Origin of the sequence: Flavobacterium sp., from assembly GCF_044341185.1 — a bacterium.
GTDB lineage: Bacteria > Bacteroidota > Bacteroidia > Flavobacteriales > Flavobacteriaceae > Flavobacterium.
In genome coordinates this window covers 25,376-37,300 of record NZ_JBIISE010000024.1, presented here as the reverse complement: position 1 = coordinate 37,300, position 11,925 = coordinate 25,376, and the positions used below count along the sequence as shown (strand labels likewise).

Annotated in this window: 15 protein-coding genes; 4 read left to right on the top strand and 11 right to left on the bottom strand. The window is 30.2% G+C overall.

The window, feature by feature from the left end; all coding sequences use genetic code 11:
• The first annotated feature begins 103 nt into the window (after window positions 1–103).
• The 3 genes from ACIQZ1_RS06770 (at window position 104) to ACIQZ1_RS06760 (ending at window position 1,570) form a co-directional block, all read left to right on the top strand.
• Window positions 104–256, top strand: a complete 153-nt coding sequence (locus ACIQZ1_RS06770) for a DUF4295 domain-containing protein (RefSeq protein ID WP_291241091.1) — start codon at window positions 104–106, stop codon at window positions 254–256.
• Between the two features lie 107 nt (window positions 257–363).
• A complete protein-coding gene (gene ftsY, locus ACIQZ1_RS06765) occupies window positions 364–1,344 on the top strand; it encodes a signal recognition particle-docking protein FtsY (RefSeq protein ID WP_396160223.1) in 981 nt (326 codons plus the stop codon).
• Between the two features lie 31 nt (window positions 1,345–1,375).
• On the top strand, window positions 1,376–1,570 hold the full coding sequence (locus tag ACIQZ1_RS06760) for a hypothetical protein (protein WP_396160222.1): 195 nt from the start codon (window positions 1,376–1,378) through the stop codon (window positions 1,568–1,570).
• A gap of 128 nt (window positions 1,571–1,698) precedes the next feature.
• On the opposite strand, the gene rny is transcribed toward ACIQZ1_RS06760, so the two are convergent.
• The 4 genes from rny to ACIQZ1_RS06740 all read right to left on the bottom strand — a co-directional run bounded on the left by rny (window position 1,699) and on the right by ACIQZ1_RS06740 (window position 5,205).
• Window positions 1,699–3,261, bottom strand: a complete 1,563-nt coding sequence (rny, locus tag ACIQZ1_RS06755; protein WP_396160221.1) for a ribonuclease Y — start codon at window positions 3,259–3,261, stop codon at window positions 1,699–1,701.
• Window positions 3,262–3,472: 211 nt separating this feature from the next.
• Entirely contained in the window at window positions 3,473–3,766 is a 294-nt protein-coding gene (locus ACIQZ1_RS06750; protein WP_291241095.1) for a cell division protein ZapA, read from the bottom strand.
• A gap of 2 nt (window positions 3,767–3,768) precedes the next feature.
• Window positions 3,769–4,059: a hypothetical protein gene (locus tag ACIQZ1_RS06745; RefSeq protein WP_396160220.1), complete on the bottom strand. Its 291-nt coding sequence runs from the start codon at window positions 4,057–4,059 to the stop codon at window positions 3,769–3,771.
• 105 nt (window positions 4,060–4,164) lie between these two features.
• Window positions 4,165–5,205 (bottom strand): formimidoylglutamase, encoded by a 1,041-nt coding sequence (locus ACIQZ1_RS06740; protein ID WP_396160219.1) that lies wholly within the window; start codon window positions 5,203–5,205, stop codon window positions 4,165–4,167.
• Window positions 5,206–5,315: 110 nt separating this feature from the next.
• Here ACIQZ1_RS06740 and ACIQZ1_RS06735 point away from each other — a divergent pair, with 110 nt between their 5' ends.
• On the top strand, window positions 5,316–6,212 hold the full coding sequence (locus ACIQZ1_RS06735; protein WP_396160218.1) for a hypothetical protein: 897 nt from the start codon (window positions 5,316–5,318) through the stop codon (window positions 6,210–6,212).
• 56 nt (window positions 6,213–6,268) lie between these two features.
• Here the strand turns inward: ACIQZ1_RS06735 and ACIQZ1_RS06730 are convergent, their stop codons facing one another.
• From ACIQZ1_RS06730 to rsfS, 7 genes are all read right to left on the bottom strand, one after another.
• Window positions 6,269–7,042 (bottom strand): superoxide dismutase, encoded by a 774-nt coding sequence (locus ACIQZ1_RS06730; protein WP_396160217.1) that lies wholly within the window; start codon window positions 7,040–7,042, stop codon window positions 6,269–6,271.
• A 44-nt stretch (window positions 7,043–7,086) separates the two neighbouring features.
• Window positions 7,087–7,371: an acyl-CoA-binding protein gene (locus ACIQZ1_RS06725; RefSeq protein ID WP_396160216.1), complete on the bottom strand. Its 285-nt coding sequence runs from the start codon at window positions 7,369–7,371 to the stop codon at window positions 7,087–7,089.
• The gene (locus ACIQZ1_RS06720) at window positions 7,372–8,034 is read right to left on the bottom strand and encodes a phosphatidylserine decarboxylase family protein (protein WP_396160215.1); all 663 of its coding nucleotides are present in this window, start codon (window positions 8,032–8,034) and stop codon (window positions 7,372–7,374) included. It abuts the gene before it with no gap.
• Entirely contained in the window at window positions 8,027–8,830 is an 804-nt protein-coding gene (locus tag ACIQZ1_RS06715) for a phosphatidate cytidylyltransferase (RefSeq protein ID WP_396160214.1), read from the bottom strand. Before ACIQZ1_RS06715 ends, ACIQZ1_RS06720 begins: the two co-directional genes overlap by 8 nt.
• A gap of 1 nt (window position 8,831) precedes the next feature.
• Window positions 8,832–9,434, bottom strand: coding sequence for a lactate utilization protein B/C (locus ACIQZ1_RS06710; protein WP_396160213.1), 603 nt, complete (start codon window positions 9,432–9,434; stop codon window positions 8,832–8,834).
• A 98-nt stretch (window positions 9,435–9,532) separates the two neighbouring features.
• Entirely contained in the window at window positions 9,533–11,512 is a 1,980-nt protein-coding gene (gene ftsH, locus ACIQZ1_RS06705) for an ATP-dependent zinc metalloprotease FtsH (RefSeq protein WP_396160212.1), read from the bottom strand.
• Between the two features lie 7 nt (window positions 11,513–11,519).
• Entirely contained in the window at window positions 11,520–11,888 is a 369-nt protein-coding gene (rsfS, locus tag ACIQZ1_RS06700; protein ID WP_396160211.1) for a ribosome silencing factor, read from the bottom strand.
• Window positions 11,889–11,925: the final 37 nt, after the last annotated feature.

Genomic DNA, 11,925 nt, shown 5'->3' with positions numbered 1-11,925 from the left:
TGGAAATCAAAAAATTCAATCCTATCTTGAAAAGAGTAACTGTTCACAAAGAAATTAAATAATTAGAAGCTTAATTTAAGTTTCAAATAAAACATACTAAGTCATGGCAAAGAAAACCGTAGCAACTTTACAAACATCTTCTAAAAGATTGACTAAAGCAATCAAAATGGTTAAGTCTCCTAAAACTGGTGCTTATACATTTGTGGAATCAGTAATGACTCCTGAAGAAGTAGATGAGTTCTTAAAAAAGAAATAATCTAAAATTTTAGATATTAAAAAAGCTATTTTCATTTGAAAGTAGCTTTTTTTATTTTATTTTTGTTCCAATAATAATGAAAATCATATCATTATACACCAAATTCAATGAGCTTTTTTAAAAAAATATTTTCATCTAATAAAAGTGAACCTGTAATTACAGAACAGGAAAAGCAGCAATTAGACAAAGGATTAGAGAAAACAAAAACTTCTTTCTTTTCTAAACTAACAAAAGCCGTTGCTGGTAAGTCAAAAGTAGATGATGAGGTTTTAGATAATTTAGAAGAAGTACTTATTTCTTCCGATGTGGGTGTAAATACTACTTTAAAAATTATTCAGCGCATTGAAAAACGAGTTTCTCAAGATAAATATTTAGGTACAGATGAGTTAAATATTATATTAAGAGAAGAAATTGGTTCGTTATTATCTGAAACCAATTCTGGTAATGAATCTGAATTCACTATTCCAAAAGATACAAAACCATATGTAATTATGGTGGTAGGTGTTAATGGTGTTGGAAAAACCACTACTATTGGGAAATTAGCTTATCAATTTAAAAAAGCAGGATTTAAGGTAGTATTAGGTGCAGCCGACACGTTTAGAGCCGCAGCAATTGATCAATTACAAATTTGGGCAGATAGAGTAGATGTGCCAATGATAAGACAGCAAATGGGTTCTGATCCAGCTTCTGTTGCTTTTGATACCTTACAATCTGCTGTCGCACAAAATGCCGATGTTGTAATTATTGATACGGCCGGTCGTTTGCATAACAAATTAGGTTTAATGAACGAATTGACCAAAGTAAAAAATGTAATGCAAAAAGTAGTTCCAAATACACCAAATGATGTAATGTTGGTACTTGATGGCTCTACAGGACAAAACGCCTTTGAACAAGCCAAGCAATTTACTGCTGCTACGGAAGTTTCTTGTTTAGCAGTAACTAAATTAGACGGTACTGCAAAAGGTGGCGTAGTAATAGGTATTTCAGATCAATTTCAAATTCCAGTTAAATATATTGGAGTAGGTGAAGGTATTGAAGATTTGCAAGTATTTCACAAGACAGAGTTTGTTGATTCTTTCTTTAATTAATTTTTAATGTATGATGAATTTTTTTAAAAATATGACCAACTCAAAGTTGTTATTCATTGCTTTAATTTCTGCTGTTTTAGCGTTTCCTTTTGATTTAAAGTTTTTAGGGTTTATGCAAAGCGAAAGTATTTTTATGTCATTACGACTACTTTCTTTTATTTTGTTTATGTACGTTGCCATTAAAGTAATTAATGGTAAGACAAAAAAAACCAACAGGAAAGAATAAGTTTTAAAATTTTTATTTTAATCAGAATAACTTCTTTTATCTGTTTTAAAATAAATTACAAAAAATATGTTTAAAAAAAAGCCCTATTTCATTGAAATTGGGCTTTTTAAATTATACTAATTTAGAAATTACTTTGCAATATTTACTGCTCTAGTTTCTCTAATTACAGTTACTTTTACTTGACCTGGATACGTCATTTCTGTTTGAATTTTGTGTGAAATTTCAAATGATAACGAAGCAGCTAAATCGTCAGAAACTTTTTCACTTTCAACTAAAACACGTAATTCTCTACCTGCTTGTATTGCATAAGCATTTTTAACACCTGGGAAGCTATAAGCTACTTCTTCTAAGTCTTTTAATCGCTGAATATAAGAATCTAATACTTGACGACGCGCGCCTGGTCTTGCACCAGAAATAGCATCACACACTTGAATTATAGGAGAAATTAAATATTTCATTTCAATTTCATCGTGGTGGGCTCCAATAGCATTACATACTTCTTCTTTTTCACCATATTTCTCTGCCCATTGCATTCCTAAAATAGCGTGAGGTAATTCGCTTTCTGTATCTGGTACTTTTCCAATATCGTGTAATAAACCAGCTCTTTTCGCTAATTTCACGTTTAGTCCTAATTCTGCTGCCATTAAACCACATAATTTAGAAACTTCTCTTGAGTGTTGTAATAAGTTTTGTCCGTATGAAGAACGGTATTTCATCCTACCAACAATTTTAATCAATTCTGGATGTAATCCGTGAATTCCTAAATCGATAACGGTGCGTTTACCTACTTCAATAATTTCCTCTTCAATTTGTTTTTTCGTTTTCTCAACCACTTCTTCAATACGTGCTGGGTGAATACGCCCATCAGTAACTAATTTATGAAGTGCTAAACGAGCAATTTCTCTTCTTACAGGATCAAAACAAGATAAGATAATCGCTTCAGGTGTATCGTCTACAATAATTTCAACGCCGGTTGCAGCTTCAATTGCCCTAATGTTTCTTCCTTCTCTACCAATAATTCTACCTTTTACATCATCAGATTCAATATTGAAAACAGATACACAATTTTCAACAGCTTCTTCAGTTCCTACTCTTTGAATCGTACTAATAATGATTTTTTTAGCTTCTTGTTGCGCTTGCATTTTGGCTTCTTCAATAGTTTCTTGAATGTGCGCCATTGCATTTGTTTTGGCTTCTGCTTTTAAACTTTCAACCAATTGGTTTCTTGCATCGTCAGCCGATAAACCAGAAATAACCTCCAATTGTTCAATTTGACTTTTATGTAACTTGTCAACTTCTTGTGATTTTTTCTCTAAGTTTTCTATTTTGTTTGTGTATTCTACAATTTTAGCTTCTGCTTCGTCATTTATTTTCTTAGCTTTTGCTAATTCACTAGAAACTTGAGATTCTTTATCTCTAGTTCTTTTTTCAGCTTCTGCCATTTTTTTGTCTTTTGACAAAATTTCGTTTTCGTGTTCCGTTTTTAATTCTAAAAATCGTTCTTTAGCTTGTAAAAGTTTGTTTCTTTTTTCAGTTTCAGCTTCAGCTTTTGCATCTCTTAAAATTGAACTGGCTTCTTTTTTAGCGTTTTTAATAAGATTTGAGACATTGCTTTTTTCTAAAAATTTAGCAATTGCAAATCCTATAGCCAATCCGACAACGATTCCAATTATTATACTTAATGGTTCCATAGTTTTGTTTAGTTTAATAAAAAAGCCCACATTAGGTGTTTGAATAAACTCGATTCAGACAGGATTTGAGCTATAACGATGTTCAAGGATTTCCGACATATCGGAACATGCTTTAGTATCGCAAATTCACTCATTTAATAGTTAGTGTTGAGTTTATCAAATATTTACTAATGTGGGCAGTACTTTAGTGTTTTTGTATGAACGTTTTTTCTTATTTTGAAAGTAAACCTTCAATTTTTTCGTCGAGCTTTTTTAATCTCTCAAATGCTTCTACGGTATCTGTAGAAGTATCAATTTGGGTTTGTTCTATTTGAGAAGCAAATTGTAAGGCACACATAGCCAATACATCTTGTTTATCTCTTACTGCATAGTTGGCTTCAAATTTTTTAATTGTAGCATCAATTTTTTTTGATGCTGTTCGTAGACCTTCCTCCTGTGTAGTTTCCACTGTTAGTGGATATACTCGGTCTGCAATTGAAATTTTTATTTTTAACTTTTCTGTCATAATTACTCAGAAAGTTGTGCTATACAATAGTCGATTTCTCTAATCAACGAATTTATTTTCAGTTTTGTTTCTTTCTTGTATTCTTCACTGCCCAGAAGAGAATTTGTTATTTTTAAGCTTTCCAACTCATGTTTTAATGAGATGATTTTCTTATTTTCATTTTGAGCGGTTTGTTTTATTTCTTTCAATTCATTAGATAAACTTTCGTTTAATTGCTCTAAATTCTCTATTTTTTTAGATAATTTAAAGAATTTTACTTCTAAGGAATCAATAATTTTCGACAATTCACTCATTATGACACAATTCTTTTCTTGATTTTACAAATTTAAAACTTCAAACTCGAAATTCAATACTTTTTTTCAAAAAAAAATAAAGTTTTTTTAATCTGTAATTAGTTTTTAGTTTTCTTCTGTTTTCTTACTCTTTATGAAGTCTAAAATTAGGGTAGCAATTAATTTACCTGTTAAATGATTATTGCTCGATAAATCTAAGTCAGGCGCTCCTTCACAAATATGTAAATAACTCGCAAATTCCTCTTTTCCAGCCATATGTATAAAATGTCTAGCTTTTTCTACACTAAAACCACTTAATGTCATGGCGCTACTGTGAATATTGGGTAGGGCATCTAAATCGAGTTCTAAACCAAATGGTGTATTTGAAATAAATTTAATTGCATTGGTAAGTTCTGATGTAAAACTTTTGTTTTTTCTAACTGCTATTTCTTCATAGGTTACATACTTTACACGATCTTCAATTGATTTTAAAGTATCAAATACACTTTTTGATACAAAATTTTCGTGTAAACCGAATATAAAATATTTTTTTAAGAAGCCTTCTTCAAACGCATAAGTAAATCCATTTCCGCTATGACGACCTTCCATAATTCTAAAATCGGTATGAGCATCAAAATTTATTGCATTTACAGGCATTCCTTTTCCTAATGCTAATCCTTTTATGTTTCCATAAGCATTGTTGTGTCCGCCTCCAATTATAATTGGAATTTTATTAGCTTTTACTATCGCACTAATCACAAAAGAAACATCTTTGTCAATATTTTCTACCAATTGGAATAGTTTTTTTCGATCTTCTTTGTTTTGAGTGTCTAAAGTTTTGGCTATTTCCATTTCTTTAGAAAAATTTATTTCACCTAAAACAACTAATTCATTGCCTTTACAAAATTTATTATGTTGAAAATTCACTAAACTTTTTAAGGTACTTTCATAAGCAGTAGCCGCACCCGTTCTTCCCAAATTAGCTTTTATTCCAATATCTTCGGGTAAGCCAATTAATACAAATTTTGCTTCGGAATTAGTAATAAATTCAATCCAATTTTCTTCAATCGGAACGGTTATAATTTTTTCTCCAAACTTTATTTCGCCACTTCTATGTTGCGTAATTTTAGCTATATCTTTAGAACTGAATACGTTTAATTTATCCATTTTGTGTTTTAAAAGTGTTTTCAAATATAATATTTTAAAGATACATTACGTTATATAGTAAAAGAAATAAATAAAATTTTATTTTTGCATGAAATCTAAATAAAATCAAAATGGAGTTAAATCAGTCAAATTCTAGAAATTCAGGATTAAAGGTAGTTGTGGTCATCTTAGCATTATTGTTAATGGGAAGTTTGGCTTATGTTTATAAGTTACAACAAGATAAAGATGCGGTAGATTCTAGTTTATCAAAAACCTTAACGGAGAAAGAAAAATTTCAAGAAGAATTGGAATCAAAAATTGCAGAATATGATATTGCCATTGCGGATAATACTGCTTTGAAAGGAGAATTGGAAGAGGAGCAGGCTAAGATTATGGAATTGTTAGAGAAAATAAAAAAATCTGACGGAAGTATAGCTGAATTGTCTAAATTTAAAACACAATACGTAAAACTAAAACGTGAAATGGACAATTTAATTGCCGAAAATAATGTATTGAAAGCGAACAACAGCAAATTGACAAAAAATTTAGATAGTACAAATGTAGTATTAACAAATGCAAAAACGGCAAATGATACGTTAGTGGCTAAAAATGAAAATTTATCTAAAACCGTTGAAAAAGCGCAACGATTATCGGTTTTAAATTTAACTACTTTAGCAGTGAAGCAAAAAGGTTCTGGCAAACAAATTAATACTGATAAAGCTAGTAAAGCTAATGTTTTAAAAATCGGATTTACGATTGCTGAAAATCAGGTAGCAAAAGTAGGAGAAAGAACATATTACATTCAAGTGATAGATAGTAAAAATAATGTTTTAGGAGAAAAGAAAACTGAAACTTTTGGCGCTACTTATTTGCCATATAGTTTTCAGAAAACTATTAAATACGAAAACAAAACTGTCCAAGTTCAAGAAGATTTATCAGTAAAAAATATTTCAGCAGGTACTTATTTTGTTAATGTTTTTGATAAAAAAGGAGAACTGGTTTCAAAAAGTAGTTTTCAATTGAGATAATGAATTGATCTACTTACATTAAAAAAGAAACGCTTCATTTATTGAAGCGTTTTTTTTTATTCTGTTGTGGTTGAAGATTCTTTGAATTTTTCATTTACTTTTTTCCAATTAATCACATTAAAGAAAGCACTAATGTAATCTTTTCGTTTATTTTGATACTTTACATAATAAGCGTGTTCCCATACGTCTAAAGCTAAAATAGGAGTTCCTTTTTTTTCTGCATTTGGCATCAAAGGATTGTCTTGGTTAGCAGTAGTTGTTATTACTAATTTTCCTGAATTGTCTTTTATTAGCCAAACCCAACCTGAACCAAATAATTTAGTAGCACTTTCCGAAAACTCATTTTTAAATGATTCAAAAGATCCAAAATCTTTGTTTATGGCTTCTAAAACTTCGTCAGTTGCATCGCCATTATTAACGCTTAATATTTCAAAAAACAAATTATGATTATAATATCCGCCAGCATTGTTTCTGATTTCTGATTTACTTGTATCTAATTTCTTTAGAATTTCTTCAATAGATTTTGATGACAAATCAGTTTCTTTTATAGCGGCATTAAGTTTATTACAATATGCTAAATGATGTTTAGAATAATGTAATTCCATTGTTGTAGCATCTATAAAAGGCTCTAAACTGTTATACGAGTATGGTAATCCATTCATTTGAAATGCTCCTTCTTCATCTTCAGCTTGCACATCAGACGGATTTCCTAAAGTAGTTTTTTCAATTTTTTCTGGTTCAGGGATGGTTACTTCAATTAGTTCTTTTTCCTTTTTACAACTAGTACTTAAAATAGAAATTAGTAGTAATACGACGATTTTATTTTTCATTTTTAAGAATTTTTATATTTTACAAAAATAAAAAAAGATACACATTACTGTCTATCTTTTAGCATTTGATTTATTATTTCAATGTATTTTTCTTTGGCTTCGTTAGCAGTTAAATGTCTAACCTGCATCCAAGCGTTTTGTTTAAAAGCAGTAATTACTTCATCCGATTCATAACCATGATGACTGTAACTTATGTTTTCGGAAAGTGCTTGTTTGTAATACGCATAAAGCACTAGCTGTACATCTTGTGGTACAGAAGCTTTAGGAATTTTTTCATTGGCATTTTGAATCGCTTCCTTGAATCTTTCATCTAAAGATAATTCACTCATTTATTTTTTCGAAATTATAGTTTTGTTTCCAATAGCTTTGTCACCTAATTTTACATTTATTGGCGTTCCAATCGGAAAATATAAATCTACTCTAGATCCGAATTTAATAAAACCGGCATCTTGTCCTTGAATTACGGTCATACCTACTTCTGCATAATTCACAATTCTTTTCGCTAATGCACCAGCAATTTGACGGTACATCACATCTCCGTATACATTATTTTCAATTACAATTGTGGTACGTTCGTTTTCTTCACTAGCTTTTGGATGCCATGCTACTAAAAATTTTCCAGGATGGTATTTACTATATTTTACAATTCCATTTAAAGCATATCGAGTTACATGCACATTAATTGGCGACATAAAAATTGAAACCATTAATCTTTTGTCTTTGAAATATTCAGATTCGAATACTTCTTCAATTACAACAACTTTTCCATCAACTGGAGCTAACACATGATTGTCACTAATAATTGCAATTCGAGTTGGGTTTCTAAAAAACTGAAGAATGAGTACTAAAAACCCTAAAAGAACTACTTGTAAGATTTTACAAACTATAATATTGCTTTCATGAAATAAATAATCAACACTAAAAATACCTATAACGGTAATTAATGTAGAAATTAGTATAATTTTTGCACCTTCTGGATGAAACTTAAGCATAATAGAAATAAATTAAATATAATATATATAAAAATGGAATAACAAAAATAACACTATCTAAGCGGTCTAAAATACCTCCGTGTCCGGGCATAATATTACCACTATCTTTTACGCCGGCTTCTCTTTTAAATTTAGATTCTACTAAATCGCCAAGTGTACCAAATATTGAAATAATTAATGCACTAATAATCCACAAAGTTACATTAAAAAAGGTATAAAATTGACTAATTATTACAGATGCTATTATGGTAAATATGATTCCACCTATAAAACCTTCAATTGTTTTTTTAGGAGAAACTCGTTCAAGTAATTTATGTTTTCCAATTGACTTTCCAACTAAATAAGCAAAAGTATCATTACACCATATCATGATAAAAATAGCTAAAACAATTTCATATTTTGCTGGACTTATAAAGTTAGGTAAGGAAAGTAATAATATAAAAGGTAATGTAATATAAAGGAAAAAATGACTGTGTTTTTTGTGGTATTTATGGAACGAAATGTTTTTAAATAAATTAAGTAAAAGCAAAATATTAAATCCTACACAACCTAAAGACATATAAATTAAATTTACTGGTGGCAACTGACTCAAAAAGAAAAGTATAGAAATTAAAATACCACCAATAGCAAATAAATAATATAACTTGTAGTGTGTCATTTTAGAAAATTCATAAATACTTAAACACATAAAAACAGTGAATAGCATATGAAATGTTATTGGTGAAAATAACGTACAGAAAACAAGTAATGCAATATAAACAGCACCACTAATAGCTCTTGTTACATTTTCGGTCATTTTATAAATCTTCTAGTAGAATTAAGTATAAGTTTTTGTGGCAACTTCCATAATGAAGAAAATCTTCTTCTTTTGTTTTTTCAAAATACTTAATGGCAGTAATGTTTGTAGGATATTCTTTGTCGTATTTTGTTTTGATGTTTCTTAAACCATCACCTTTTGTCATTAAAAGTTGGCTAGTAGAAGCATAAACAATAATATTTGTAGGTAATTCGTCTATTTTGAATTGTTTTAATTGTTTTGATGAAAATAAAATAGATCCTTCATCAGCAATTAAATTTTCGCAAGCAGTAAAAAAGAAAGTTGGATTTGTTGCGTTTTTATATTCTAATCGGTTCTCGTCAAGAAAATTAAAAAGTCTCGAATCAAAACATTGAACTTCATTTTCAAACCAATCGTTTTCTTCTAAAATATTTTCAAAGTTCTCATGAGCTTCTTCCGTATTAGAACAATAAATAAATTTTCCGCCATTATTTTTAAAATTAATGGTAAATAATTCATCTACAGGAGTATTTATATCTGGTGCATATTGGCTTTTTTCGACGTTATTTTCCTGATTTTCAGTTGCGTCTTGATTGCCAAATATCTTTTTGAAAATATTCATTTTGTATCTGTAACAATTCTTAAACACCAAATATAAAAAAATCTTAACTTAAAATCACTTTCAAATTAAGATTTTTTATACAATAAATTGTTAATAACTTATTCAGATTCAATTTTAGAATCGGTTTCCGCAATTATTTCTGACATTGTTTCTGGTTTTTCTTCTTCAATATCGAAAGGTCTTTTCCCGAAAATGGTTTCTAAATCGTCTTTAAAAATAACTTCTTTATCGATTAAAACGGCTGCCAATTCCTCTAATTTAGTCCTGTTTTCTGTTAAAATAGAAATGGCTCTTTGATATTGTTCTTCAATTAATCCTGAAATTTCTGCATCAATTACTTTTGCGGTATCATCTGAATAAGGTTTCGAAAAATTGTAGTCCGATTGTCCTGATGAATCGTAATACGTAATATTTCCAATTTTATCATTAAGACCATAAACGGTTACCATGGCACGAGCTTGTTTGGTCACTTTCTCTAAATCTGAAAGTGCACCTGTTGAAATTTTATCGAAGACTACTTTTTCAGCTGCTCTTCCGCCCATTGTGGCACACATTTCGTCTAACATTTGTTCGGTTCGAACGATTTGTCTTTCTTCTGGTAAATACCATGCTGCACCCAAACTTTGCCCACGAGGTACGATAGTTACTTTTACTAAAGGTGCTGCGTGCTGTAACATCCAACTTACTGTAGCGTGACCTGCTTCATGAATGGCTATGGCGTGTTTTTCTTCTTTAGTAATAATTTTATTTTTCTTTTCTAAGCCGCCTACAATTCTGTCAACAGCATCTAAAAAGTCTTGCTTATCAACTGCTTTTTTGTTTTTTCTTGCTGCAACCAAAGCGGCTTCATTACAAACATTAGCAATATCAGCTCCAGAAAATCCAGGAGTTTGTTTAGCTAAAAATTCAGTATCTAATGTTTCTGCTTTTGTAATTGGTTTTAAATGTACTTCAAATATTTCCTTACGTTCTCTAATATCTGGCAAGTCTACGTAAATTTGTCTATCAAAACGTCCAGCACGCATTAATGCTTTGTCTAAAACGTCTGCTCTATTTGTTGCGGCTAATACAATTACATTTGAATTGGTTCCGAATCCGTCCATTTCAGTTAGTAATTGATTTAGCGTATTTTCTCTTTCGTCGTTACCGCCGGACATATTGTTTTTACCACGTGCTCTTCCTACAGCGTCAATTTCGTCAATAAAAATAATAGCAGGCGCTTTTTCTTTAGCTTGTTTAAACAAATCTCTAACTCTTGAAGCACCAACTCCTACAAACATTTCTACAAAATCAGATCCTGATAAAGAGAAAAAAGGTACGTTAGCTTCTCCAGCAACAGCTTTGGCTAATAAGGTTTTTCCTGTCCCTGGAGGTCCAACTAATAAGGCACCTTTTGGAATTTTACCACCAATACTTGTGAATTTTTCGGGCGTTTTAAGGAATTCTACAATTTCTTGAATTTCTTCTTTAGCTCCCTCCAAACCGGCTACATTTTCAAATGTAACTTTTACATCATTTTTTTCATCAAATAACTTAGCTTTAGATTTTCCAATGCTAAATATTTGTCCACCACCACCAGGGCCTCCAGCCATTCTTTTAGAAATGAAATAGAAAAATCCGATAAAAATTAAGGTAGGTAATAACAATCCAATCCACTCACTCCAATTGCTTGTTGGTTTTAGGTCATAAGCAGATATTAATTTGTTCTTTTTAGCTTCTTTTAATTCATTTTGAAAAAGGTCCAAACTTCCCACATCTTTTACTAAATAATGCGGGCCTTTCTCTTTAGTTAATTTTTTTAATTCTTCATCTTTAGAAGCAACATATGCCGCTTTTTTTAATGTCACTTCAGCAGTATTACCTGAAGTGCTTGTTAAAATATCTACTTTTTCAATTTGATTTTTACTTAGCAAATCATAAAAAGACGAAATAGAGGTTGATTTCGGATAATTCATATCGAAACCACCATTAAAAAAGTTAATTAATAAAATTACAGAAATGGCTAAAATTGGAAAAAACCAAGGGCCAAGCTTTACTACCTTAATAATAGGTTTGTTTTTGTTTTCGTTTTCTGACATAATGGGCTTAAAATTTATTTTCTATAGAAGTAATTTTTGCGTCTCCCCATAGACTTTCAATATTATAATATTCTCTAATGTGTTTTTGAAATACGTGTACTACTATGCTTACATAATCCATTAATACCCATTCTCCAACATCTGTTCCTTCAATATGCCAAGGTTTGTCTTTTAGTTCTTTAGACACGCCTTTTTGTACCGAACCTACAATTGCATTTACTTGCGTATTTGAATTTCCATTGCAAATTACAAAATAATCACAAACACTATTTTCAATCCCTCTTAAATCAAGAATATCAATATCTAATCCTTTTACATCTTCAATTCCTTTGATGATACTTGCTAGTAAATCATCTGTGCTAATATTTTTCGTCATCTATTATTTGTTCGTTTTATGCAAAGGTATCATTTTT

Bases quoted from the DNA above. Each gene is read 5' to 3' on its own strand.
- ACIQZ1_RS06710 (WP_396160213.1), bottom strand. From the start codon at position 9,434: ATGAATATTTTCAAAAAGATATTTGGCAATCAAGACGCAACTGAAAAT.
- ACIQZ1_RS06740 (WP_396160219.1), bottom strand. From the start codon at position 5,205: ATGGATAAATTAAACGTATTCAGTTCTAAAGATATAGCTAAAATTACG.
- ftsY (WP_396160223.1), top strand. From the start codon at position 364: ATGAGCTTTTTTAAAAAAATATTTTCATCTAATAAAAGTGAACCTGTA.
- ACIQZ1_RS06745 (WP_396160220.1), bottom strand. From the start codon at position 4,059: ATGAGTGAATTGTCGAAAATTATTGATTCCTTAGAAGTAAAATTCTTT.
- ACIQZ1_RS06715 (WP_396160214.1), bottom strand. From the start codon at position 8,830: ATGACCGAAAATGTAACAAGAGCTATTAGTGGTGCTGTTTATATTGCA.
- ACIQZ1_RS06725 (WP_396160216.1), bottom strand. From the start codon at position 7,371: ATGAGTGAATTATCTTTAGATGAAAGATTCAAGGAAGCGATTCAAAAT.
- ACIQZ1_RS06730 (WP_396160217.1), bottom strand. From the start codon at position 7,042: ATGAAAAATAAAATCGTCGTATTACTACTAATTTCTATTTTAAGTACT.
- rsfS (WP_396160211.1), bottom strand. From the start codon at position 11,888: ATGACGAAAAATATTAGCACAGATGATTTACTAGCAAGTATCATCAAA.
- ACIQZ1_RS06770 (WP_291241091.1), top strand. From the start codon at position 104: ATGGCAAAGAAAACCGTAGCAACTTTACAAACATCTTCTAAAAGATTG.
- ACIQZ1_RS06735 (WP_396160218.1), top strand. From the start codon at position 5,316: ATGGAGTTAAATCAGTCAAATTCTAGAAATTCAGGATTAAAGGTAGTT.
- rny (WP_396160221.1), bottom strand. From the start codon at position 3,261: ATGGAACCATTAAGTATAATAATTGGAATCGTTGTCGGATTGGCTATA.
- ACIQZ1_RS06750 (WP_291241095.1), bottom strand. From the start codon at position 3,766: ATGACAGAAAAGTTAAAAATAAAAATTTCAATTGCAGACCGAGTATAT.
- ACIQZ1_RS06760 (WP_396160222.1), top strand. From the start codon at position 1,376: ATGACCAACTCAAAGTTGTTATTCATTGCTTTAATTTCTGCTGTTTTA.
- ACIQZ1_RS06720 (WP_396160215.1), bottom strand. From the start codon at position 8,034: ATGCTTAAGTTTCATCCAGAAGGTGCAAAAATTATACTAATTTCTACA.
- ftsH (WP_396160212.1), bottom strand. From the start codon at position 11,512: ATGTCAGAAAACGAAAACAAAAACAAACCTATTATTAAGGTAGTAAAG.